Below are 22914 nucleotides of genomic sequence, written 5' to 3'. Positions count from 1 at the left end.
CCGCCTCCCTAGATTGCAGCCCTCAGAGGGAATCGCGCCACAACGCGACACGGGTGAATGACCGATCAGGCCAACCGGTCCGAACCGGACCAAATTGCGCAAAGTGACGCAGGGCGGAACGACGCCGACCCGCCCACGGGGCACGCCTGCATCCAGGGCTACCTGCAGACGCTCGACGGCTCGCCCGGCGTCTACCGGATGCTCGACGCCCAGGCGCGCGTACTCTACGTCGGCAAGGCGCGCAACCTGAAGGCGCGGGTGTCGAGCTATGCCCGGCCCTCGGGACACAGCCCGCGGATCGCGCGGATGATCTCCGAGACCGCGCAGATGATGTTCCTGACGACGCGGACGGAGACCGAGGCGCTGCTGCTGGAGCAGAACCTCATCAAGCAGCTCAAGCCGCGCTACAACGTGCTCTTGCGCGACGACAAGTCGTTCCCCAACATCCTGATCACGGGCGATCACCCCTATCCGCAGATCCGCAAGCACCGGGGGCGGAAGGCGACGAAAGGCCATTACTTCGGCCCCTTTGCCTCGGCCGGCGCGGTGAACCGCACGCTGAACCAACTGCAGAAGGTGTTCCTGCTGCGCAACTGCACCGACTCGACCTTCGAGACGCGCACCCGGCCCTGCCTGCTCTACCAGATCAAGCGGTGCTCGGCGCCCTGTGTCGGCAAGATCAGCGAGGCCGACTACGCCGGGCTGGTGAAGGATGCCGAGCGGTTCCTGCAGGGGCGCTCGACCAAGGTGCAGGCGAAGCTGGCCGAGGAGATGCAGGCGGCCTCCGAGGCGATGGAGTTCGAGCGGGCCGCTGCCCTGCGCGACCGTATCCGCGCGCTGACGCAGGTGCAGAGCGTGCAGGGGATCAATCCGCAGGGCGTGGCCGAGGCCGACGTGATCGCGCTGCACATGGAGGGGGGGCAGGCCTGCGTGCAGGTCTTCTTCATCCGCGCCAACCAGAACTGGGGCAACCGCGACTACTACCCCCGCACCGGCGGCACCGAGAGCCCGGCCGAGGTGCTGCAGGCCTTCCTCGCCCAGTTCTACGACGACAAGGAGCCGCCGCGGCAGGTGATCCTGTCCGACGACGTGGAGGACCGCGCGCTTGTGGCAGAGCTGCTGTCGGAGAAGGCGAAGCGCAGGGTCGACCTGCTGGTGCCGCAGCGCGGCGAGAAGAAGGAGCTGGTCGCCGGCGCCCTGCGCAACGCCCGCGAGAGCCTCGCGCGGAAGATGGCCGAGAGCACGGCGCAGGCGAAGCTGCTGAAGGGGCTGGCGGAGGCGTTCGACCTGCCCCAGCCCCCGCGACGGGTCGAGGTGTATGACAACTCCCACATCATGGGCACGGATGCGGTGGGCGCGATGATCGTGGCCGGCCCCGAGGGCTTCGTGAAGAGCCAGTACCGCAAGTTCAACATCAAGGGCGACGCGCTGACGCCCGGCGACGACTTCGGCATGATGAAGGAGGTGCTGACCCGCCGCTTTCAGCGCCTGATGAAGGAAGACCCCGATCGCGAGACCGAGAACTGGCCCGACCTTCTGCTGATCGACGGCGGTGCGGGGCAGGTCAGCGCCGTGGCCGAGATCATGGCGGAACTGGGGGTGGAAAACATCCCCTTCGTCGGCGTGGCCAAGGGGGTGGACCGGGACGCCGGCAAGGAAGAGTTCCATCGCCCCGGGCAGCGGCCCTTCGCGCTGAGGCACAACGACCCGGTGCTGTATTTCGTGCAGCGCCTGCGCGACGAGGCGCACCGCTTCGCCATCGGCGCGCACCGCCAGAAGCGGGGCAAGGCGGTGGGCGCAACGCCGCTCGACGATATTCCCGGCGTGGGCGCCACGCGCAAGCGGGCGCTGCTGGCGCATTTCGGCTCGGCCAAGGCCGTCAGCCGCGCCAACCTCGCCGATCTGAAGGCGGTCGACGGCATCTCGGAGGGGCTGGCCGAGAAGATCTACGACTTCTTCCAGAGCCGCTGAGTGCGCGTGACGATGCGTTAAGGGCGCTCTGCTAGTAGCCGGCGGCGAGAGCCGACCATGACCATCATTCGCCCCCCCGATTCAGAATTCGAGATCGCGACCGGCAGCAACGTGAACACGTCCGGCGGCCCGGGCACGTTCGACGCGGCGTCGCCCGATGTGCGTGGCCTCGAGATCACCATTCCCTCCGATGACGAGGATCCGTATCTTTTCGAGGTGGGCGAGACCTACGATCTCTCGTTCCAGTCCGCCGCCGGCCCGGTGGACCTGCGCGGCGCGACGATCCTGCGCAGCGACGTCTCCAATGGCTACGGCCAAGACCCTGTCGTCGTCTTCGAAGGCAGCGATCAGTGGGGCGAGACCGTGCAGGTGGTCTGGGCGCCGGGATTCGATCTGTCCGGGTGGGTGGAGTCCATGCAGGCCAACGGGGCACGGGCAGGGTTCCACACCGCCGACCAGTCGGCCGAGACCTACAGGATGCCTTGCTTCGCGGCGGGCACGCGCATCGCCACGCCGCTCGGTCTGCGGCGGGTCGAGACCCTGCGCGCCGGCGACCGTGTGCTCGCCCGTGACGGCGGCGTGCGCCGGATCGTCTGGAGCGGGCAGGCGCTCTGCCCCGGGCGGGGCGCCTCGGCGCCGGTGGTGATCGCGCCCGGATTCCTCGGCAATGCCCGCCCGCTGGTGCTGTCGCGCCAGCACCGGGTTCTGGTGGCCGATCCGCGTGGAGCACTCTGGTTCGACGCCGGCGAGGTCTTTGTGCCGGCCGTGGCCCTGGCCGAGGCCGGGGCGGCGCGGGTGGTGCCGCGCTCGCGCATCGTCTGGTGTCATCTCCTGCTCGACACGCACGACATCGTCACGGCCGAAGGGGCGGCCTGCGAATCGCTCTACCCTGGCGACGTGGCGCTCGGGCACCTGCCGGCTGTGTCCCGCAGCGCCGTCGAGCCGCTTCTGCACGGCCCGGACGCGGCCATCCGGCCAGGCCCCCTCGCGCGCCCGGCACTGAGCCTGCGCGAAGCGCGGCTGCTGCTTCACCGGGCCGGCCGCGCCGCCGCGTAAGAGCACCGGGCGCCCACGGAACCCTGCGGCCCAGCGGCGCGCTTTCGCCCTGTCGGCAAACCGGCTAGGGAGGCCATATGCGCCTGAACCTGCCCAATATCCTCACCATCATCCGCCTGATCGCGGCGCCGGGCGTGGCGGTGGCGTTCCTCTACTTCAACCGCCCCGGCGCGGACTGGTTCGCGCTCCTGCTGTTCGTCGCGGCGGCGGCGACCGACTGGATCGACGGGCGGCTGGCGCGTGCCTGGGGCCAGGAGACGAAGCTCGGCACCATGCTCGACCCGATCGCCGACAAGGCGATGGTGGTGATCGCGCTCGCGGTCATCATCGGCTTTTCCGGCCTCGCGCCGTGGATCCTGCTGCCGGCGACGGTGATCCTGTTCCGCGAGGTCTTCGTCTCGGGGTTGAGGGAGTTCCTCGGTGACGTGGCGGGTGAGCTCAAGGTGACGAACCTCGCCAAGTGGAAGACGACGGTGCAGATGGTGGCCATCGCCGTGCTCTTCGCGCAGGGCGTGTTCGAGCACTATATCGCCGGCATCGTCTACGGCATGGGGGAAGAGACGATGCGCGCGGTGCTCGACGGCCGGATCGAGGACACGCAGGGCCTTATCCCGCTGACCTGGGGGCTGACGGTGTCGTGGTACGGGGGCGTCGTGCTGCTCTGGGTCGCGGCGGCGCTGACGGCGTTGACAGGGTGGGACTATTTCAACAAGGCCCGCCCCTACCTGCGCGACGAGGAGGAGGCGAGGGGATGATCGACGTGCTCTATTTCGCCTGGGTCCGCGAGCGGATCGGCGTGCCGAAGGAGCGGGTGGAGACCGAGGCGCCGACGGTCGCCGCGCTGGTCGAGGAGTTGCGCGCCCGCGAGGAACGCTATGCGATGGCTTTCGCCGATCTCTCGGCGATCCGCGTGGCGATCGACCAGGAGCTGGCCGAATTCGACGCGCCGCTCGCGGGGGCGCGCGAGGTCGCCTTTTTCCCGCCGATGACGGGTGGCTGAGGAGGGCGCCTCATGGCCGAGATCCGTGTGCAGGAAGGGCCGTTCGACCTCGGCCACGAGATCAATCGTTTCGAGGCAGCTCTCTCCGGCGCGGGGGCCGTCGTCTCGTTCACGGGCCTCGTGCGCGACGAGGGCGGGCGGCTCCAGGCGATGGAGATCGAGCATTACCCGGGCATGACCGAGCGCGCCGTCGCCGCCATCGCGGGCGAGGCGGAGCGACGCTGGCGGCTTGCGGGCTGCCTCGTGATCCATCGCCACGGCAGGCTGGGGCCCGGCGAGCGGATCATGATGGTGGCCACCGCTGCGCCGCATCGTGCCGATGCGTTCGCTGCGGCCGAGTTCCTGATGGATTACCTCAAGTCGCGCGCACCGTTCTGGAAGAAGGAGCACGGCGCAAGCGGCGAGACCTGGGTGGCGGCGAGGGATGCCGACGAGGAAGCGCTGCGCCGGTGGTGAGCGGGGGCCGAATCTTCGTTTGAAGCTTCGGGAGGGGCCGCGTCGGATCGAGGCGGCCCACGGAGTTATCCAGGAAAGATCGCGGCCGCCATCAGGTAGGAATGGAGCCGACGCCGCCGCATTTTCGGACGACGATCCGGGTGCGGGGTTCAGACGCTCTGTTTGAGGCGGTCGATGTAGCCGCGCAGTTCCTCGGCCTCGGTACGAGCCTCGCGCAGGCCGTCCATCGCTGCGCGCAGCTCGGCCTCGGTCTGGGTGAGCTGGTTGGTCAGCTCGGCCTCGCGCTGCTGGAGGTAGGTGATCGCCTGGTCGCGCGCCTCCTCGGCGTCGTGCAGGGCCTGCGCCATCTGGTCGAGCTCTGTCATGTCGGCCTGGGTGACCCGCGTCACGCGGTGCACGAGCCACGAGGCAAACCAGCCCAGCAGGAACGCCACGAAGAGCACGACGGCAGTGGCGACGATGAATTCGGTGCGGTTCATTCGGTTCTCTCGCCCTCGGGCTCGGCAGTATCCGTGCCGTCGGCGTCGTCGATCGCGTCCTCGTCGGGCGCCGCGTCTCCTGCCGCGACAAGACGGAACTCGATCCGGCGGTTGGCTTCGCGCCCCTCCGCGGTGTCGTTGTCGGCGATGGGCTGCGTCTCGCCGTAGCCCTTGGAGCGGATCCGCGAGATAGGCACGCGCCGCTCGCCGAGGGCCTCGAGCACGGCGAGCGCACGCGCTTCGGAAAGCTCGAGGTTCATCTGTTCGCGGCCCTGACTGTCGGTGTGTCCGGCGATCTCGATCTGCATGTCCACGTCGCGACAGGCGCGCAAGGCCTCGGCGATCTCGTCGACCACCTCGGCGCTCTCGCCCTCGACCTCGGTCGATCCCGGCGCGAAGGTGATCTTGCGCGCCGCGAGGATCACCTCGATCCGCCGGATGCACTCCTCGGGCGTCGGCAGGTCCGCCAGCGGGTCGAGCCGCTCGTCGTAGGTGACGGCGAGGGTGATGTCGGCCTCCTCGCCCAGCTTTTCGGCGAGCAGGCGGGCAATCTCGGCGCGGGCGTTCTCGTTGCCGCTCGTGCCGGTGAGCGACAGGCTCGATTCGAGCACCGTGACCCGCCCGTGATCGACCTCCGACAGGGCTGCGAGCCCGGCGAGCACCCTAACCGGCCAGTCCTCCGGAAGGCCGTCTGCTTCCTGCCGCGCGGCCATGTAGACGGCGTCCACGCCGAACCGGGCGCGCGCGAAGCTCTCGACCGTGGCATGGACGGTCGCGTTGGGCAGACGGCCGCGGAGCTCCACCGCGCCCTCGGGCGCGCGCGACGCGGTGAATTCGGGCGGCGGCGGGCCCTCGTCGCCCGGCTCGGCCGCCGGCTCGGGCAGGACGGCGTTGAGCGAGAAGACCGCCGGCAGGTTGCTCCCGAGCGCCCCCGCCACGTCGTCGAACAGCGCGGGGTCGGTGCCTTGCGCGGCGACCAGCGCCACGTCGGCGTCGGAAAAGGTGAGCGAGCCTCCCTCCAGCCGCGCAAGCGCCTCGATGCCCATGATCACCGCGTTCGGCCATTCGGGCGTCGGCACGCCGAGGCCGAGGGTGCAGGCGCCCTTGCCCTCCATCCCCGCCGCCCGGGCCGCGGCGAGGATGCGATCGCGCCCGCGCTCGTTGTCGGCCGAGCAGGCGTCGAAGCGCGCGCCGCGATCGTCGATCAGGAAACGCAGGGTGAAGGGCGTGATGACCGGCCGGGGCGCAGAGATGTCGAGCGAGACCGCCACGTTCTCAGGGGATAGGCGCGACAGCATCGTCTCGAGCCGGCGCTGCTCGTCGCGCGAGTTTCCGATGGCGGTGATCGAAACGGCGCCGGCCGTGACCGAGATCTTGGAGCGGGGCAGGCGGGCGAGCGCATCGAGCGCATAGTTGAGCGAGGGCACCCAGAGCGGCGGCACGGGGTAGTCGGCCGCTTCGAGGAAATCGGTCACCTCCACGCCCTCGGCCAGCGCGCGGATCTCCTCGGCCATCGCCTCGCGGTCGAGCGCGGCGGGAACGAGGCCGATGAGTTGCACGCCCTCGTCGTTGCGCAGGATCTCGACGGAGAAGGCGGGCGCGGCGACGGGCGCGGCGGGCCTGACCGTGGTGCCGTCGATCACGCGGCTCGCCTCGACGACGCGGCCCGAGACCGAGAGCGCGTTGAAGCGGGCGGCCTCGTTGGGCGCCTCGCCGCCCACATGCACCTGCAGCCCGTCGGTATGCACGCGCGCCCACTCGTGGTTCGCCTCGATGAGCGCGGTGCGCACGGCAGAGTGCGAGCGCGTCTCGATCACGCCTGCCGCGAGCGTGGCCGAGAGCCAGGCCAGCAGGGCGGCGAGGGCGAAGGCGCCGACAGTGATGATCTTGGGGCCGAGGCGCATCGGGCATCCGGGGTCAGCCGCGGGTTCGGGCCGTCATAAGCCTCGGCCGCGGCGGGATCAATCGGCGTGCGCACATGCCGGCGTCATTCGGCCGGGGCGCTTCGAGGGGGCGCGGCTGACGATCGCTTCCAGCCGTTCCCGGGCCTTGCGTGCCGCCGGCGTCGAGGTTTTCGGGGCAACCCGGTGCCGGCCGTCTCGACATCCGCCCGGCCGACGGCACCCCCGCGCGTTGCGTCGACTCATGCGGCTGGCCGCGGGCGCGGCCGGCGCAGGTGCAGCGCCGCCCCGAGCGCGTAGACCGCCAGCAGCAGCACGCCTCCGACGGCGAGGAACGCCGCCAGCGCCACCGCCGGGCCGGCTTCCGCCCCGCCCGGAAGCAGCGCGGCGAGCGGCGGCGAGAGCCCGCCGGCGGCCAGCGCGTGGCCAAGCGTCGCGACGAAGAGCGCGGCGAGGGCGAGCGCGGCGCCGACCACCAGGCCCGAGACTGCGCGGGCGCGGGCAGGGAAGGCGGCGGCCCGTCGCAGCGCCTCGAACTGGCGGCGGATGTCGGCCTGCATGGCGAGCAGCGCCGGCACGATCAGCAGCACCAGCAGCACACCGAACCCGAGGCCGAAGACCAGCGTCAACACCGTCGGCTTGAGGAACTGCGCCTGGGTCGACGGCTCGTAGAGCAACGGAGCGAGGCCGAAGACGGTGGTGAGCGTTGTCAGCAGCACGGGTCGCAGGCGGTCGCAGGTGCCGTCGACGATGGCGGGGATCAGGCCGCGCGACTCGGCGTATTCGTCCACCGTGCTCACCAGCACGATCGAATCGTTGATGATGATGCCCGACATGCCGATCAGCCCGACCACGCTGAACATCGACAGCGGCACCCCCCACAGCGCGTGCCCGTAGATCGCGCCGATCAGGCCGAAGGGGATCACTGCCATGATCAACAGCGGCCGGAACCACGATGCGAAGACCCAGGCGAGGACGAGGTAGATCCCGAGCAGGCAGAAGCCGAAGCCGACGCTCGCATCCGTGAGAAAGCTCCGCTCCTGCTCGGCGAGGCCCGAGAGGCGCCAGCCGATGCCGAACTCCTCCTCGAGCGCGGGCAGGAGCCGCTCTTCGAGCGCGCGGCGGATCTCTGCGGCGCGGGCGGCGTCGTCGTCGGCGATGTCGCCGGTGACCGAGACGACGCGCAGCCCGTTCTCGCGGTTGACGACTGAAAAGCCCTGCCGCCGCTCCACCTCCACGATGTCGGCCAGCGGCACGTAGGTGCCCGCCTCGGTGCGCAGTTGCGTCCGGTCGAGGAAATCGGCGGTGAGCTCGCGCGCGGGAAGCTCGACGCGGATCTCCGAGGTGCGGGGGCCGATGGGGAAGGTCGCCGCCTCGATGCCGCCGAGGCGGTTCCGCAGCACGCGGCCCAACTCGTCGATCGAGAAGCCGAGCGCGGCGCCCTGCGGGGTGAGATCGAGGATCAGCTCTTCCTTGTCGTAGGACAGCGAATCCTCCAGCGCCGAGACCTCGGGGAACTGGGCGAGCTCTGCCTTCAGCCGCTCCGCGGCCTCCTTCAGCGTGGCGGTGCCCGCGCCGAACAGCTCGACATCGAGCGCGTCGCCTCCCGGCCCGGAGCGCCATCCGCGGAAGCTGATCGTCTCGACCTGCGGGTGCCGCTCGACCTCGTCCTGCAGGCGGCGCACGAAGTCGAAGCTGGAATAGGGGCGCGCGTCGGGGTCGATCAGCTCGACGGCGATGGAGCCGAGCTGCCAGCTCTCCTTGTTGTCGGCGCCCGGCAGCGAGCGGCCGGTGTTGCCGCCGATCTCGGCCAAGGCGTAGGCGACCGGATTGGCCCCGTGCTCGGCCTCGAACGCGGCGCCGACCCGCTCGACCGCCTCCTGCAGCGCGCGGAGCTGGGCCATCCCGTCGTCCTCGGTGGCGCCGGGGGCCATGGCGAAGTTGCCCGAGACCGAGCCCTCCTCCGGTGCCGAGAAGAAGCGCCATTGCACCTCGCCTGTCACCAGGAGCGACACCTGTGAGGCGAGCAGCACGAAGAGGCCCGCGATCACCGGGTAGCGCGCCCGGATCACGAGGCGCATGAAGGGCCGGAACGCGCGGTCGCGCAGCCAGTCGAAGCCGCGGTTCACCTGCCGCGAGGGCCAGTCGTACCATGCCTCCTTCTTCTGCGAGGCGGCGAGCGAATGGGCCATGTGGTTGGGCAGGATCAGGAAGCACTCGACCAGCGAGGCGATGAGCACCACGATCACGGTAAAGGGGATGTCGGCGATCATGTCGCCGAAGCGGCCCTCGATCACGAACAGCGCCGAGAAGGCGATGATGGTCGTCAGGCTGGCGGAAAAGACCGGGCCGGCCATGCGGCCGGCCGCGCGCTCGGCGGCGACCGCCGGCGGCTCACCCAGCGTGCGCGCGCGGTAATCGGCGTGTTCGCCGACGACGATGGCGTCGTCGACCACGATGCCGAGGGTCAGCAGCAGGGCGAAAAGCGAGATCATGTTGATCGTCAGCCCCGCCGCCCACATCAGCGCGATGGCCGCGAGCAGCGCCACGGGAATGCCCATGGCGACCCAGAACGCCGTGCGCGCGTTGAGGAACAGAAACAGCGTGAGCAGCACGAGGCCGAGGCCCAGCGCGGCGTTCTTGACCAGCGTGTTCAGGCGGCTCGAGATCGACTCGGCCCGGGTGCGGATCAGGTCGATCTCCACCCCCTGCGGCAGGCCCGCCTCCATCTCGGCGGCCACCCGCTCGACCGTCGCCTGGATCTGCAGCGCGTCGCCCTCGGCCGAGCGGTCGACCCGCATCGAGATGGCGGGGTCGTCGCCCACGAAATAGCGCCGTTCGCGCGCGACGCCCTCTGTCAGCACCGTGGCGACGTCGCCGACGGTCAGCTGCCCGCCCTGCGCGTCGCTGCGCAGCACGATCTGCCCGATCTCGTCGGCGGTGCGCTTTTCCTGCCCGGTGCGGACGCGCGCGTTGGCGCCCGAGACGTCGCCCGCCGGGTCGGCCGCGGCCGCGGCGCCGATGGCGTCGGCAATCTCGCGCATGGTCAGGCCGTGGCGCATGAGGCTCGCGGTCGGCACCTCGACCACGATCCTCGGCGCGGCGATGCCCCGGATCGTCGTCTTCGTCACCCCTTCGGCGAACAGACGCACGGCGAACTCGTCGGCGAAGCCGGCGAGCTGTTCCACGCCCACCGGCCCCTGGATGATGACGTCGGTCACCCGGTCTGACCACGAGCTGCGCGACAGCACCTCGATGTCGGCCTCATCGGGCAGGGTGGTCAGCCCGTCGATGGCCTGGTCGACCTCCTCGCCCGCGCGGGTCATGTCGGTGCCGGGGGCGAATTCCACCTCGATCCGGGCACTGCCCTCGCGCGCCCGGCTCGATGCCTCGTCGACGCCGTCGATGGCCATGAGCACCGGCGAGAGCAGCTCGACGATGGTGGCGTCGATATCCTCGGCGCCCGCGCCCTCCCACGTCACGCCGACCGTGATCTCGTCGGTCACCGTGTCGGGGAAGAACTGCGCGCGCATCTGCGGCAGGGCGGCGAGACCGGCCGAGACGAGCAGCACGAGCAGCAGGTTGGCCGCCGTGCGATGGCGGGTGAAGTAGGACAGCAGGCCGCCGGTGCCCGAGCGGACGGCCTGACGGCTCGGCAGCGCCATCGCCTCAGCCCCCCATCCGCGCTTCGATGCGCGCGACCAGATCCGCCGGCACCGTCTCTGCCTCGAGCTGGGCGAGCAGGCGGGCGCGGGCCGCCTCGGGCAGCCCGGCACTGCCCTCGATAGCGGCGCGCAGTTCGGCGCGGCGCTCGGGGCTCAGCGCGATCCGCTCGGCCGAGGCGTTTTCCACATGCGCCGGCCCGCCCCCGGCGCCGGCCTGCGACTGGCGGGCCGAGAGGTCGCGCACTTTGATGCCGGGGCCGAGCAGCGGCGTGCGCTCTGCCACCACGCGCTCGCCGGCGAGGCCGGCGGCGGGCACGATCACCTCGTCACCCTGCCGGCGCAGGATCGGCGCGGCCTCGACGCGCAGCCGGTCGTCGGCGCCGATCACCAGCACCGTGCCGGCAGAATCGACCGCCGTGGCGGGCAGCAGCGCCACGCCGTCGAGCGCGGGCTCGTCGATCAGCACCGACACGAAATCGCCGGGGCGAAAACCCGCCGCGTCGTCGAGCCGGGCAAACAGGCGCCGGCCCGTCTCGCCCTCGCCCACGGCGGCGCCGACGCGAGTGATCTCGCCCCGCGCCTCGAGGTCGAGGCCCAGCGCGTCGAGCCGCACCCGCACGGGCGCGGCGATCAGGCTGCCCGCATCGTCGATCAGCCGCGCGTATTGCGCGGTCGAGACGCGGAAGGCGGCTTCCAGCGCGGTGTCGTCGATCAGCACGGCGATCTGCTCGTTCTGCGTCACCAGCCCGCCTTCGGTCAGCGTCACATCGGCAAGGGTGCCGGAAAAGGCCGCGCGGATCTCGGTATCGGCCACGTCGCGCTCGGCCTGCTCGAGCGCGATGCGGGCGCGGGAGAGCGCGTTGCGGGCCTGGTCGAGCCGGCTCTCGGCATTCGCCTCGGAGATGCGGCGGGTCAGCACCGCCTGCTCGGCCGAGCTGAGCGCGAGCTCGGCCTCCTCGGTCGCCGCCGTCGTGCCGACGCCGCGGTCGGAGAGATCCTGCTGGCGCGCCAGGGCGCGCTGCCGCAGGTCGCGCTGGGCGCGGGCGGCGGCGAGCTCGTCGCGGGCGAGCGCGAGGCTCCGCTCGGCGTCGCGCAGCTCTGCCTCGGCCTCGGCGAGGTCGGTTCCGGCGACATCGAGCGCAGCCTCGGCCTCGATCGGGTCGATCCTGGCGAGCAGCGTGCCGGCCTCGACGCGCGCCCCGTCCTCGAAGGCCGGCGTGAGCTCCACCACCCGGCCGGCGGACGTGGCGCGCACCTCCAGCGTGCGGCGGCTGCGCACCTCGCCGAAGACGGACATCACCGGGGTCACGGTGCGGGCCTCGACGGTCACCGCGTTGACGGCCATCACCCGCTCGCGCGCCGGCCGTTCGGGCGCCTCTCGCGCCATCCGCTCCTGCACCGCGCCCCAGAAGCTGGCGCCGGCGAGCGCGAACAGGCCCAGCGTGAGCGAGAGCAGGAACAGGCCGGTGAGCGCACGGCGGAGGAACTGCATGGGCTGGCCTTCGGTTCTTGGCGGGCAGGGCGGACGGCTGGCGCGGACCCGCCTCAAGGTAGGTGCGGCCGAGCGGGGTGCAAAGGCGTGCCGATGCCACGTCTGCGTTATACGCAGACCGCGCGCGCTTCCGGCGCCGTCGTGGAGGGTGACGTCAAGTCCGCTTCAGGTGTTCGTCGAGGCGCGGCAGGATCTCGACGAAATTGCAGGGCCGGTGGCGGTAGTCGAGCTGGGGGGCGAGAATCTCGTCCCACCCGTCGCGGCAGGCCGAGGGCGATCCCGGCAGGGCGAACAGATAGGTGCCCCCCGCGACGCCCCCGCAGGCGCGCGACTGGATGGCCGAGGTGCCGATCTTCTTCACCGAGATCATCGTGAACAGGGTGCCGAAGGCCTCGATCTCCTTTTCGTAGACGTCGCGGTGCGCCTCGACCGTCACGTCGCGCCCCGTCAGGCCGGTGCCGCCGGTGGAAATGACGACATCGACCTCGGGGTCGGCCACCCAGCGGCGCAGGATATCGGCGATCCTGCCCCGGTCGTCTTCGACCAGCGCGCGGTGGGCGATGGTATGGCCTGCCGCCTCGATCCGCTCGGCCAGCGTGTCGCCCGAGCGGTCGTCGTCGACCGTGCGTGTGTCGGAGACGGTGAGCACCGCGATGCGGGTCGAAACGAAGGGGCGGCTGTCGTCGAGGGTCATGGGCTTTCCAGTCTGGCGGCGACCTCGAGCACGTCGGCCCAGGCCTCGCGCTTGGCGGCCGGGTTGCGCAGCAGATAGGCGGGGTGGAACATCGGCAGGCAGGGCAGGCCCAGCGCCTCTGTCCAGGTGCCGCGCAGGCGGGTGATGCCGCGGCGCCCCAGCAGTGCCTGGCACGAGATGTTGCCCATCGCGATCAGCAGGTCGGGTTGGGCAAGCTCGACGTGCCGGGCGAGAAACGGCTTCATCATGGCGATTTCGTCGGGCTTCGGGTCGCGGTTCTGCGGCGGGCGCCAGGGCAGGATGTTGGTGATGTAGAGCGCGCGCTCGGGGTCGGGCGCCGTGCGCGACAGGCCCACGGGCGCGAACATCGCGTCGAGCAGTCGCCCCGCGCGGCCGACGAAGGGCAGGCCCTTCTCGTCTTCCTCGCGGCCGGGCGCCTCGCCCACGATCATGGCGCGTGAACCGGGCCGCCCGTCGGCGAAGACGAGCTGGCGCGCGCCCTGCCTCAGCGGGCAATGGGGGAACGCCTCCATCGCCGCGCGCAGGTCTTCGAGCGTCTGCGCCGCTCCGGCCGCGGCCTCGGCCTCGGCGACCGCGTCGACGTTCGGCGCGGGCGGCGCGGGCGGCGCGGGCGGCAACGGGGGCGCCGCCTCGCGCGCCGGGGCCTGCCGGCCCGCCGGCGCCGTCGGGGTGGCCTGGGCAGGCAGCCATGGCGCGCGGTCGGGCAGCGCATAGCGATCCAGCGGGTGGTCGCTGATCGCGTCGGTCGCGCCCACCTCCACCTGCCACGCGAGCGCGTCGAGCAGGGCGGAGCGGGAGGGGGTGGCGAGCATGGGGGCATCGTATCGGCCGGCCACGGCGCGGGCAATGCGCCGCGGTGCCTGGGCTCTTGCCCCGCGTGCAAGTTCGCGCGTATCCCCAAGGCGGCTGTCAGGGGCGCGGCATGACCTTCACGCAGACGCATCTTCTGGGCATCGAGCCGCTCCACCCGGTGGAGATCGCCGCGGTGCTCGACCTGGCGGAGGATTACGTCGCCCTCAACCGCGCGCCCGAGAAGCACGGGCAGGCGCTCGACGGGCTCACCCAGATCAACATGTTCTTCGAGGCGTCCACCCGCACGCAGGCGAGCTTCGAGCTGGCCGGCAAGCGGTTGGGTGCCGACGTGATGAACATGGAGGCGCGCACCAGCTCGCTGAAGAAGGGCGAGACGCTGATCGACACCGCAATGACGCTCAACGCCATGCACCCCGACCTGCTCGTGGTGCGTCACCCGCAATCGGGCGCGGTGGACCTGCTGGCGCAGAAGGTGACCTGCGCGGTTCTGAACGCGGGCGACGGGCGGCATGAACACCCCACGCAGGCGCTGCTCGACGCGCTGACGATAAGGCGCGCGAAGGGGCGGCTGCACCGTTTGACCGTGGCGATCTGCGGCGACATCGCCCATTCGCGCGTCGCCCGCTCCAACATCCTGCTCCTGGGCAAGATGGAGAGCCGGGTGCGCCTGATCGGTCCGCCCACGCTGATCCCCGCGGGCGCGGCGGAGTGGGGCGTGGAGGTCACCGACGACATGGAAGAGGGCCTGAAGGGCGCCGACGTGGTGATGATGCTGCGCCTGCAGAAGGAGCGGATGGACGGCGGCTTCATCCCGTCCGAGCGGGAATATTACTGGCGTTTCGGGCTGGATGCCGAGACGCTGGCCCATGCCGCGCCCGACGCCATCGTGATGCATCCGGGGCCCATGAACCGCGGGGTCGAGATCGACGGCCTGCTGGCCGACGACATCAATCGCTCGGTGATCCAGGAACAGGTCGAGATGGGCGTCGCCGTGCGGATGGCGGCGATGGACCTGCTCGCGCGCAACCTGCGCGCCGGGCGCGCGGAGGAGCGGGCGCATGCGTGACCGGATGCAGGTACGGAAAGGCGAGCGCGGCCTCGTGCGCGTCTTCGCCGTCGACGTTGCCCCGGGCGAAGACTGGCTCTGGCGCGACCCCGATCAGGCAGAGTGGCAACTGCCCCGCGCCCTCGGCATCGACCGGCTCGACCCGGCCGACGTGCAGGTGTTCCGTGCGGGCGAGATGGACGAGATCGGCCTGTCGGGGCTGCTCTCGGCCGGTCACGGCATCAGCGAGGCGCAGCTCGCCGACGAGCGCGACCGCCTCGATGCCGAGACCGGCCTGATCGCGGTGATCCGCTCGGCCGCCTTCGACGCCCCGGTGGAGTTGAGCCCGCGCCCGCCCCTGCGCCTGCTCGGCGTCTATGCCGAGCCCTCCGCGTCGATCCCGGTGGCCGATGTCGGCGACTACGAGAGCGCCCGGCCGCGCACGGGCACGCCCGCGCCGGACCCGGATGAGGAGGAGGAGGCGCCCGAGCATGGCGACGCGCGCGCGGTCTTCCGCCCCGATCGCGACCGCTACATCCGCGACCATCTGTGGCTCGCCGCGCTTGGCATGGTGGGTGCGACGGCCGTGCTCTGGGCGCTGGGCAACGCCGAGTTCTGGGTCGGCGCTGTGGCCGCGCTGCTCGCCGTGGCGGTGCGCGGCTGGTATCTCGCCTCGGAGGAACTCTCCCGCAGGTGGGAGCTGACGCCGGCCGCGATCCGCGCCGTCGCAGCCGACGGCACGCACGAGCGCTCCGTGCCGCTGAGTCAGGTGGCGCAGGTGCGCAAGCTGGGCTCTGCGGTGCAGGTGATCACGCGGGGCGGCGACAAGATGCTGCTGAAATACATGGCCGAGGGCGAGCGCGTGCGCGACCGGATCGCCGCAGCGGCGGGGGTAGGCACATGAGCGACGGGGAAGGAGAGGCCGCGCCGCCGGGCTGGGAGGGGCTGCTCGACCCCGGCGAGCGGATCATATGGCGCGGCCAGCCCTCGCCGCGCTTCCGCTTCTCGCTGGTGACGCTGTTCTTCATCGTCTGGGCGGCGATCTTCGGCGGGGTGCCGCTGAGTCTCGTCCTGTCGGGGGCCGACGACGGGGGCGGCCCGTTCCTGCTGCTGTTCGTTCTCGTCGCGGTCACGGTGCTGGGGGGGCATCTGGCATGGCCGCGCCTGCGCAGCCGGGCGATGTTCTACACGCTGACCGACCGGCGCGCCTTCATCGCGACCGACTTCTTCGGCATCCGCAGCCTCAAGAGCTACCCGATCACCGCGGCCACCCCTCTGGAGTTGCGCGACGGACGCGGCGGGGGTGTCATCTTCGAGCGGCGGCGGACACGCTCGCGCAAGGGCGGCACGATGGTGCAGGAGATCGGCTTCCTGGGGCTGGACGACCCGCGCGAGACCTTCCGGCTGATGCGCCAGATCCAGGCGGCGGAGCGTGGCGACCCCGACCCCGAGGGCGACGGCGGCGGATCGCGGGGGGCGGCGTGACCCTGCACCTGACCAACCTGCGCCTGATCGACCCCGAGGCAGGTGCCGACCGGCCGGGCCACCTCTCGATCGGCAGCGACGGCCGCATCGCGGCCGTCGCGCGTGACGGCGCCCCGCCGCCCGGCGCGACCGATTGCGGGGGCCTGTGTCTGGCGCCCGGACTCGTCGATGTCGGCGTGAAGGTGGGCGAGCCGGGCGAGCGCCACAAGGAGAGCTTTGCCTCGGCCGGCCGGGCCGCCGCGCGGGGCGGTGTCACCACCATCGTGACACGCCCCGACACGCTGCCCGCCATCGACACGCCGGAGGTGCTCGAGTTCGTCCGCCGCCGCGCCGAGGAGGAATGCGTCGTGCGGATCGCGCCGATGGCCGCGCTGACCAAGGGCCGCGAGGGCCGCGAGATGACCGAGCTGTCGTTCCTGCTCGACGCGGGCGCGGTGGCCTTTTCCGACGGCGATCGGGTGGTGGAGGATACGCGCGTGCTGTCGCGCGCGATGACCTATGCCAAGGGCCTCGGCGCGCTGGTCGTCGCCCATTGCCAGGAACCGGGGCTGTCGCGCGGGGCGGTGGCGACGTCCGGCAAGTTCGCCTCGCTCAAGGGCCTGCCCGCCGTTTCGCCGATGGCCGAGCGCATGGCGCTCGACCGCGACATCGCGCTCGTCGAGATGACGGGGGTGCGCTACCACGCCGACCAGATCACCACGGCACGCGCCCTGCCGGCGCTGGAGCGGGCCAGGCGCAACGGGCACGACGTGACCGCAGGCACCTCGATCCACCACCTGACGCTGAACGCGCTCGACATCGGCGACTATCGGACCTTCTTCAAGGTCAAGCCGCCGCTGCGCTCCGAAGATGACCGGGTGGCGGCGGTCCAGGCCGTGGGCGCCGGCCTGATCGACGTGATCTCGTCGATGCACACGCCGCAGGACGAGGAGAGCAAGCGCCTGCCGTTCGAGGCGGCGGCCTCGGGCGCCGTGGGGCTCGAGACGTTGCTGCCGGCGGCGATGCGTCTCTTCCACTCGGGGGCGCTGACGTTGCCGCAGCTCTGGCGGGCGCTGTCGCTCAATCCCGCGCGCCGGCTCGGCCTGCCGGGCGGGCGGCTGGCGGTGGGGGCGCCGGCCGATCTCGTGCTGTTCGACCCCGATGCGCCGTTCGTGCTCGACCGGGCGACGCTGGCCTCGAAGTCGAAGAACACGCCCTTCGACGGCGCGCGGATGGAGGGGCGGGTGCGCGCGACCTGGGTCGGCGGCGCGCTGGTGCACGGGGCGGTGCCATGAGATTTCTTGCCTCCGGCGGGGATATTTCGAGCAAGAAGAAGCCGGGAGCCACGAAATGCCGGTGATCGCGAGCCCCGAATGGTTGCTGCTCGGGGCGGCGGCCCTGGGCTATCTGCTCGGCTCGGTGCCCTTCGGCATCGTGATGGCGAAGCTCTTCCGCCTCGGAGACCTGCGCCGGATCGGTTCGGGCAATATCGGGGCGACCAACGTCCTGCGCACGGGCAACCGGCTGGCCGCGGCCCTCACCCTGCTGGGCGACGCGGGCAAGGGCGGCGCGGCGGTGCTGATCGGGCGGGCGCTGATCGGCGAGGACGCGGCGCAGGTCGCGGGGCTCGCGGTGTTCTTCGGGCATCTCTTTCCCGTCTTCCTCGGCTTCCGCGGCGGCAAGGGGGTGGCGACATTCCTCGGGACGCTGCTGGCGCTCGCCTGGCCGGTGGGAGTCGCGGCCTGCGGCACGTGGCTCGCCGTGGCGGCGCTGTTTCGCTACTCGTCGCTCTCGGCGCTGGCGGCGGCGGCGGCGGCGCCGCTCTGGGCGCTCGCGTTCGGCCGGCCCGAGGCGGTGATCCTGAGCCTCGCGCTCGCCGCGCTGGTGTTCGTCACGCACCGGGGCAACCTGCGGCGGCTCGCGGCAGGGACGGAGCCCAGGATCGGGCAGAAGACAGGCGAGACGTGAGCCTGGCGGGCGCCGAGTTCCTCGCCGCCTTCGATCGGTTGCCCATGGGCCTGTTCGGCGTCCGCTACGAGGGGCGGCGCTGGGTGGCGGTGCGCAGCACGCTCGCGGGCGGCCGGGCCGAGAAGCTCGTGGCGGAGGCGGCGGGCCGGCGTGGATACGTCTCGATGAACCTCTATCGCCTGAGGGGCGGTGCGCGCCTCTACCCCTGCGAGATGCCGGCGGCTGACGTGCGCTCCTTCGTGCTCGGCCTCGCCGTCGAGGGCGGGACGATACCACGGCGCGGCGCGGCTCAGTAGGCGTATTCCGCGAATATGGGGTCGAGGCGGCCGCCCCAGTCGCCATGGTAGCGGGCGAGCAGCTCGTCGGCGGGCACCTGGCCGGTCTCGACGCTCTCCTGCAGGGCATTGAGAAAGTGGGTTTCGTCGGGGATCAGGCCCCCGGCGCCCGGCATGGACCGGGCCTTCAACCCCGCCTCGGCGATGGTCAGCGCCTCGCGGGCGAGGTCGCGCAGCTTGAGGCCCCCCGCCTCGCCCTGCAGCGCATCGACAGAGGCGGCGACGCGCAGGCCCTCGCGCATCTCCGCGTCCCAGCCCTTGACGAGGTCCCACGCGGCATCGAGCGCGCTCTGGTCGTAGGTCAGGCCCACCCAGAAGGCCGGCAGTGCGCAGAGGCGGCGCCACGGGCCGCCGTCGGCGCCGCGCATCTCGATGTACTTCTTGATCCGGGCCTCGGGGAAGATCGTCGTCAGGTGATCAGCCCAGTCCGACAGGGTGGGCACCTCGCCGGGCAGGGCGGGCAGCTCTCCGCGCAGGAAATCGCGGAAGGACTGGCCGAGCGCGTCGATATAGCGGCCGTCGCGGTAGACGAAGTACATCGGCACGTCGAGCGCATAGTCGGCCCACGCCTCGAAGCCGAAGCCCTCGTCGAAGACGAAGGGCAGCATGCCGGTGCGGTCGGGGTCGAGATCGCGCCAGATGCGCGAGCGCCACGACTTGTGGCCGTTGGGCCGGCCCTCGAAGAACGGCGAATTGGCGAAGAGCGCCGTGGCGACGGGCTGCAGCGCCAGCGCCACGCGCAGCTTCTGCACCATGTCGGCCTCGGAGGCGAAGTCGAGATTCACCTGCACCGTACAGGTGCGGTACATCATCTGCGTGCCGTGGGTGCCGACCCGGCCCATGTACTCGGTCATCAGCTTGTAGCGGCCCTTGGGCATGCGGGGCATGTCCTCGTGGCGCCAGGTGGGCGCGGCGCCGAGACCGATGAAGCCGACGCCGATCTCGTCGGCGACCGATTTCACCTCGCGCAGGTGGGCGTTGACCTCGTCGCAGGTCTCGTGGATCGACCGGAGCGGGGCGCCGGAGAGTTCGAGCTGCCCGCCGGGCTCGAGGCTGACGTTGGCGCCGTCCTTTTCAAGCCCGATGATGTTGTCGCCCTCGCGGATCGGCGCCCAGCCGAAACGGCCCTGCAGACCCTCCAGCACCGCTTTCACCGAGCGGGGGCCGTCGTAGGGGAGCGGCTTGAGAGTGTCCTTGCAGTAGCCGAACTTCTCGTGCTCGGTGCCGATGCGCCACGCCTCTTTCGGCTTGCAGCCGGCGGCGAGGTATTCGGCCAGCTGTTCGGGGCGCTCGATGGGGCCGCCGCCCGTCTGGGGGATGGACATCGTGCGCTCCGGGCTGCCCTGACTTCCGGCCGGCTACCTGCGTCGGGCGGGGGCAGGTGTCAAGGCCGCGGCAAGCGGGGCTCGTGTGCGCCACCGCGCCGACGCCAGAGGCGGAGGGTGCCGGCGGGCGGATGCTCCACTGCGGCCAGGAAGGGGCGCGTCGAGGCGCCGGGCAGCGCACCGAACACGTCGAAGAGCTGGTCGGCGCCGCTTGCGGCGGCGGGGATGGTCAGCACGGTGCCGTCGGACTGGTGAAGGCGCCAGGCGAGGCCGGACGGGTGGGCGGTGGCCTGCACCTCGTCGAGTTCCGAAAGGGCGACCACGCCGCCCGTCTCGGGTCCGAAATAGGCGATGGCGCCTTCGTCGATCTCGACCATGCCGGGCGCGTCGGCGCCGGGGGCGAAGCGCAGGCGCCGCCATGCCGACAGCGCGAAGCCGAGGGCGAAGACGAGGATAACGCCGCCAAGGACCGCATAGAAATACCCGCCGCGCGCGGCCACCCAGACGCCGAAGGCGGCGGCGGCCAGCGCGATGGCCACCTCGCGCCAGCGGGTTAGGGCCGCGACGGCCTCGGGGCGGACAAAGCTCACCGCCAGTCTCCCAGCCGGTCCTGCCAGAGGGTCATGGCGGCGACGGCGGCGGTATCGGCACGCAGGATGCGCGGGCCGAGCGAGACAGCGTGCGCCTGGGGCAGGGCGGCGAGCCGGGCGCGCTCGGCCTCGGAAAAGCCACCCTCGGGGCCGATCAGGATGGCCCAGGGGCCGGCCTCGTCGGGCAGGGCCGAGGCGGGGCCGGCCAGCGCCTCGTCGCAGAACATCAGGCGGCGCTCCGCGGGCCAGCCCGCCAGCACGTCGGACAGGCGGGCGAGGCCGGCCACCTCGGGCACGAAAGTGCCGCCGCATTGCTCGGCGGCCTCGACGGCATGGGCCTGCAGCCGGTCGCGCCGCACCCGCTCGGCATTGGTGAAATCGGTCTGGACGGGGCAGATGCGGGCGGCGCCGAGCTCTGCCGCCTTTTCCACGATGAAGTCGGTGCGGCTCTTCTTGATGGGGGCGAACATCAGCCAGAGATCGGGCGGGCGGCGCAGCGGCGCGGTGCGCGCGCCCACCGCCAGCGTGCCGCCCTTCTTGCCGGCCGCGGCCACCTCAGCCGCCCAGGCGCCAGTGCGGCCGTCGAACACCTCGAGCGCGTCGCCCGGCCCCATCCGCATCACGGCGAAGAGGTAATGCGCCTGCTCGCGCGCAAGGGAGATCGTTTGCCCCTCCCCGAGCTCCCGGTCTAGATACAGGCGGACCTGACCCATCGCGCACCTCCCGACGGCGGGAACCTATGACCCAACGCACCGAGACGCCAGACACCGTGGCCGACGCCTATCGCGGCAACTGGGTGGACACCCGCGCGCCCGATTGGGCACGGCCCTACCTGCGTCTGTCCCGCGCCGACCGGCCCATCGGAACGTGGCTCTTGCTGCTGCCCTGCTGGTGGGGCGTGCTGGCCGCCGCCAACGCCCATGGCTGGCAATGGCACCACGCCTGGATCATCCTGGGCTGCGGCATCGGGGCGATCCTGATGCGGGGCGCCGGCTGCACCTGGAACGACCTGAGCGACCGCGACATCGACGGCGGTGTGGCGCGCACCCGCTCGCGGCCGCTGCCCTCGGGCGCCGTGACGCCGCGACAGACCTTCCTCTGGGCCTGTGCGCAGTCGATCGTGGCGTTCTTCATCCTGGTCACCTTCCACCCGCTCGCCATCGCACTCGGCATCGGCTCGCTCGCCCTCGTGGCCATCTACCCCTTCGCCAAGCGCTTTACCTGGTGGCCGCAGATCTTTCTCGGGCTGGCCTTCAACTGGGGGGCGCTGCTGGCCTGGGCGGCGGCGGCCGGCTCGCTCTCGTGGGCGCCGGTCTTGCTCTACGTGGGCGGCATCGCGTGGACGCTGTTCTACGACACCATCTACGCCCACCAGGACGCAGAAGACGACGCGCTGATCGGCGTGAAGTCGACCGCGCGCCTCTTCGGCGAGAACAGCCCGCGCTGGCTGCGCGCCTTCCTCGTGGCGACGGTGCTGCTGCTGACGCTCGGCACGATCCTCGCCGTGGCGCCCTCGGCCAACCCTCTGTCGCTCGTCCTTGCCCTGGCAGGGGTCTGGGGGATGGGCTGGCACATGGCGTGGCAACTCGCCCGGCTCGACATCGACGACGGCGAGACCTGCCTGCGCCTGTTCCGCTCCAATCGTGACGCAGGGCTGATCCTCGTGGCGGGTCTGGCGCTGGCGCTGCTCGTCTGAGCCTTCACTCGCAGCCGCGGATGTCGACCGCGCGGCTGCTGCCGAGAACGGTGAAGCGCAGATCCGACCGGTCGAGGAGCAAGGGCACGCCCGGCGGCGGCACGAGATCGGCCCGCACGTGCAACGCCCCCCCGCTCCGCGCGACCTGCGGCTCCGACACCCAGATGCCCGGGTCGCCCGCCTCGACCAGCGCCACCTCGGCGCCGCCCACGCGCGGCATGTCGATCCGCGCGTCGAGGCGTACCCCGTCGGCGATGGGAGTGAAGGTGCAAGCCACCGCCTCGACGCCGGCGTCGACCGCCGGCATGGGCCGCGCGGCGAGCGCGTCGCGGATCGCCGGATCCATCGCGCCGGCGCCCTCGATCACGGCCGCAAATGTCAGCTCGGCGGGGATGCAGACTGTCTCGCAGACGCCCAGCTCCATCTCGCCGGCGATGCGGATCGGCGCGCCCGGCCGCTCGGGCCGCAGTTCCATCGGCAGCACGAGCTGGTCGGCGTAGCCGATGGTGCGGATCCCGTAATCGTTGAACACGTCCGGTGCAGGCCAGTGGAAGGTGACGGCGGCGAGATTGCGCGAGCCCGCCCAGTCGAAGGCCGGCGGTATCCCCGCGTCACCCGGAGAACGCCAGTAGGTCTTCCACCCGGGAGCCAGAGTGAGGCGCAACGCCGCCATCCGCGTGCCATCGGGCGTCTGCCAGCCCGGCAGCACCTCGGCGCGCACGACCTCGGCGGGCATCGCGTCGGCCTCCTGCGCCGGGGCCCGATCCGGCAGCGCCAAGGCGGCGCCGAACGCCGCCACGAGGGCGGCGGCAATCGGTCGGACAAGGGCAACGCGGCACGCCATGCGCAAGTGCTAGACGATCCGCGGCACCAAGGGAATGCAGGCCGGCGTCACAAGCGCGTGCCATCGCCTGCGGCGCTGCCATCGCCCGCGTCGGCCCTT

At 71.7% G+C, this 22914-nt stretch carries 22 protein-coding genes; 12 read left to right on the top strand and 10 right to left on the bottom strand.

The window, feature by feature from the left end; translation table 11 throughout:
• The first annotated feature begins 57 nt into the window (after positions 1-57).
• The 5 genes from uvrC to DLJ49_RS12025 all read left to right on the top strand — a co-directional run bounded on the left by uvrC (position 58) and on the right by DLJ49_RS12025 (position 4483).
• On the top strand, positions 58-1971 hold the full coding sequence (gene uvrC, locus DLJ49_RS12045) for an excinuclease ABC subunit UvrC (RefSeq protein WP_115393802.1): 1914 nt from the start codon (positions 58-60) through the stop codon (positions 1969-1971).
• 57 nt (positions 1972-2028) lie between these two features.
• A complete protein-coding gene (locus DLJ49_RS12040; protein WP_115393801.1) occupies positions 2029-3027 on the top strand; it encodes a Hint domain-containing protein in 999 nt (332 codons plus the stop codon).
• 77 nt (positions 3028-3104) lie between these two features.
• Positions 3105-3782 (top strand): CDP-diacylglycerol--glycerol-3-phosphate 3-phosphatidyltransferase, encoded by a 678-nt coding sequence (pgsA, locus tag DLJ49_RS12035; RefSeq protein WP_115393800.1) that lies wholly within the window; start codon positions 3105-3107, stop codon positions 3780-3782.
• The gene (gene moaD / locus DLJ49_RS12030; RefSeq protein WP_115393799.1) at positions 3779-4027 is read left to right on the top strand and encodes a molybdopterin converting factor subunit 1; all 249 of its coding nucleotides are present in this window, start codon (positions 3779-3781) and stop codon (positions 4025-4027) included. Before pgsA ends, moaD begins: the two co-directional genes overlap by 4 nt.
• Before the next feature lie 12 nt (positions 4028-4039).
• On the top strand, positions 4040-4483 hold the full coding sequence (locus DLJ49_RS12025; RefSeq protein WP_115393798.1) for a molybdenum cofactor biosynthesis protein MoaE: 444 nt from the start codon (positions 4040-4042) through the stop codon (positions 4481-4483).
• A 149-nt stretch (positions 4484-4632) separates the two neighbouring features.
• On the opposite strand, the gene DLJ49_RS12020 is transcribed toward DLJ49_RS12025, so the two are convergent.
• The 6 genes from DLJ49_RS12020 to DLJ49_RS11995 all read right to left on the bottom strand — a co-directional run bounded on the left by DLJ49_RS12020 (position 4633) and on the right by DLJ49_RS11995 (position 13547).
• Entirely contained in the window at positions 4633-4962 is a 330-nt protein-coding gene (locus DLJ49_RS12020) for a hypothetical protein (protein ID WP_115393797.1), read from the bottom strand.
• Positions 4959-6866: an OmpA family protein gene (locus DLJ49_RS12015; protein ID WP_115393796.1), complete on the bottom strand. Its 1908-nt coding sequence runs from the start codon at positions 6864-6866 to the stop codon at positions 4959-4961. The genes DLJ49_RS12020 and DLJ49_RS12015 overlap by 4 nt, the downstream gene beginning before the upstream one ends.
• 239 nt (positions 6867-7105) lie before the next feature.
• A complete protein-coding gene (locus tag DLJ49_RS12010) occupies positions 7106-10528 on the bottom strand; it encodes an efflux RND transporter permease subunit (RefSeq protein ID WP_115393795.1) in 3423 nt (1140 codons plus the stop codon).
• A 4-nt stretch (positions 10529-10532) separates the two neighbouring features.
• Complete coding sequence (locus DLJ49_RS12005) at positions 10533-12020, bottom strand: efflux RND transporter periplasmic adaptor subunit (protein WP_115393794.1); 1488 nt, start codon at positions 12018-12020, stop codon at positions 10533-10535.
• 154 nt (positions 12021-12174) lie between these two features.
• On the bottom strand, positions 12175-12714 hold the full coding sequence (gene moaB / locus DLJ49_RS12000) for a molybdenum cofactor biosynthesis protein B (protein ID WP_115393793.1): 540 nt from the start codon (positions 12712-12714) through the stop codon (positions 12175-12177).
• A complete protein-coding gene (locus DLJ49_RS11995) occupies positions 12711-13547 on the bottom strand; it encodes a uracil-DNA glycosylase (protein ID WP_115393792.1) in 837 nt (278 codons plus the stop codon). Before DLJ49_RS11995 ends, moaB begins: the two co-directional genes overlap by 4 nt.
• 110 nt (positions 13548-13657) lie before the next feature.
• On the opposite strand from DLJ49_RS11995, the gene DLJ49_RS11990 reads away from it, so the two are divergent.
• Genes DLJ49_RS11990 through DLJ49_RS11965 form a run of 6 tightly spaced genes read left to right on the top strand, consistent with a single transcriptional unit; the run spans position 13658 to position 18321 of the window.
• On the top strand, positions 13658-14614 hold the full coding sequence (locus DLJ49_RS11990; RefSeq protein ID WP_115393791.1) for an aspartate carbamoyltransferase catalytic subunit: 957 nt from the start codon (positions 13658-13660) through the stop codon (positions 14612-14614).
• Entirely contained in the window at positions 14607-15497 is an 891-nt protein-coding gene (locus DLJ49_RS22455) for a hypothetical protein (protein WP_233488982.1), read from the top strand. The genes DLJ49_RS11990 and DLJ49_RS22455 overlap by 8 nt, the downstream gene beginning before the upstream one ends.
• Positions 15494-16078 (top strand): hypothetical protein, encoded by a 585-nt coding sequence (locus DLJ49_RS11980; protein WP_115393790.1) that lies wholly within the window; start codon positions 15494-15496, stop codon positions 16076-16078. The genes DLJ49_RS22455 and DLJ49_RS11980 overlap by 4 nt, the downstream gene beginning before the upstream one ends.
• A complete protein-coding gene (pyrC, locus tag DLJ49_RS11975) occupies positions 16075-17352 on the top strand; it encodes a dihydroorotase (RefSeq protein ID WP_115393789.1) in 1278 nt (425 codons plus the stop codon). The genes DLJ49_RS11980 and pyrC overlap by 4 nt, the downstream gene beginning before the upstream one ends.
• Before the next feature lie 55 nt (positions 17353-17407).
• Entirely contained in the window at positions 17408-18025 is a 618-nt protein-coding gene (plsY, locus tag DLJ49_RS11970; protein ID WP_115393788.1) for a glycerol-3-phosphate 1-O-acyltransferase PlsY, read from the top strand.
• Positions 18022-18321, top strand: coding sequence for a hypothetical protein (locus DLJ49_RS11965; RefSeq protein ID WP_233488980.1), 300 nt, complete (start codon positions 18022-18024; stop codon positions 18319-18321). Before plsY ends, DLJ49_RS11965 begins: the two co-directional genes overlap by 4 nt.
• On the opposite strand, the gene DLJ49_RS11960 is transcribed toward DLJ49_RS11965, so the two are convergent.
• The 3 genes from DLJ49_RS11960 to DLJ49_RS11950 are packed head-to-tail and all read right to left on the bottom strand — an operon-like array spanning position 18315 to position 20988.
• A complete protein-coding gene (locus DLJ49_RS11960; RefSeq protein ID WP_115393787.1) occupies positions 18315-19685 on the bottom strand; it encodes a glutamate--cysteine ligase in 1371 nt (456 codons plus the stop codon). The genes DLJ49_RS11965 and DLJ49_RS11960 overlap by 7 nt on opposite strands.
• Before the next feature lie 59 nt (positions 19686-19744).
• Positions 19745-20275 carry a hypothetical protein gene (locus tag DLJ49_RS11955; RefSeq protein WP_115393786.1) on the bottom strand — a complete coding sequence of 177 codons (531 nt, stop codon included), beginning with the start codon at positions 20273-20275 and terminating at the stop codon, positions 19745-19747.
• Positions 20272-20988 (bottom strand): 16S rRNA (uracil(1498)-N(3))-methyltransferase, encoded by a 717-nt coding sequence (locus DLJ49_RS11950; RefSeq protein WP_115393785.1) that lies wholly within the window; start codon positions 20986-20988, stop codon positions 20272-20274. The genes DLJ49_RS11955 and DLJ49_RS11950 overlap by 4 nt, the downstream gene beginning before the upstream one ends.
• 26 nt (positions 20989-21014) lie before the next feature.
• On the opposite strand from DLJ49_RS11950, the gene ubiA reads away from it, so the two are divergent.
• Positions 21015-21971: a 4-hydroxybenzoate octaprenyltransferase gene (ubiA, locus tag DLJ49_RS11945; RefSeq protein ID WP_115393784.1), complete on the top strand. Its 957-nt coding sequence runs from the start codon at positions 21015-21017 to the stop codon at positions 21969-21971.
• 4 nt (positions 21972-21975) lie between these two features.
• Here the strand turns inward: ubiA and DLJ49_RS11940 are convergent, their stop codons facing one another.
• Positions 21976-22749, bottom strand: coding sequence for a protein-disulfide reductase DsbD domain-containing protein (locus DLJ49_RS11940; RefSeq protein WP_233488979.1), 774 nt, complete (start codon positions 22747-22749; stop codon positions 21976-21978).
• Positions 22750-22914: the final 165 nt, after the last annotated feature.

The organism is Rhodovulum sp. 12E13 (assembly GCF_003340565.1).
Taxonomy (GTDB): domain Bacteria; phylum Pseudomonadota; class Alphaproteobacteria; order Rhodobacterales; family Rhodobacteraceae; genus HLUCCA09.
The sequence above is the reverse complement of the archived record's forward strand: the minus strand, read 5'-3'. Positions and strand labels throughout refer to the sequence as shown.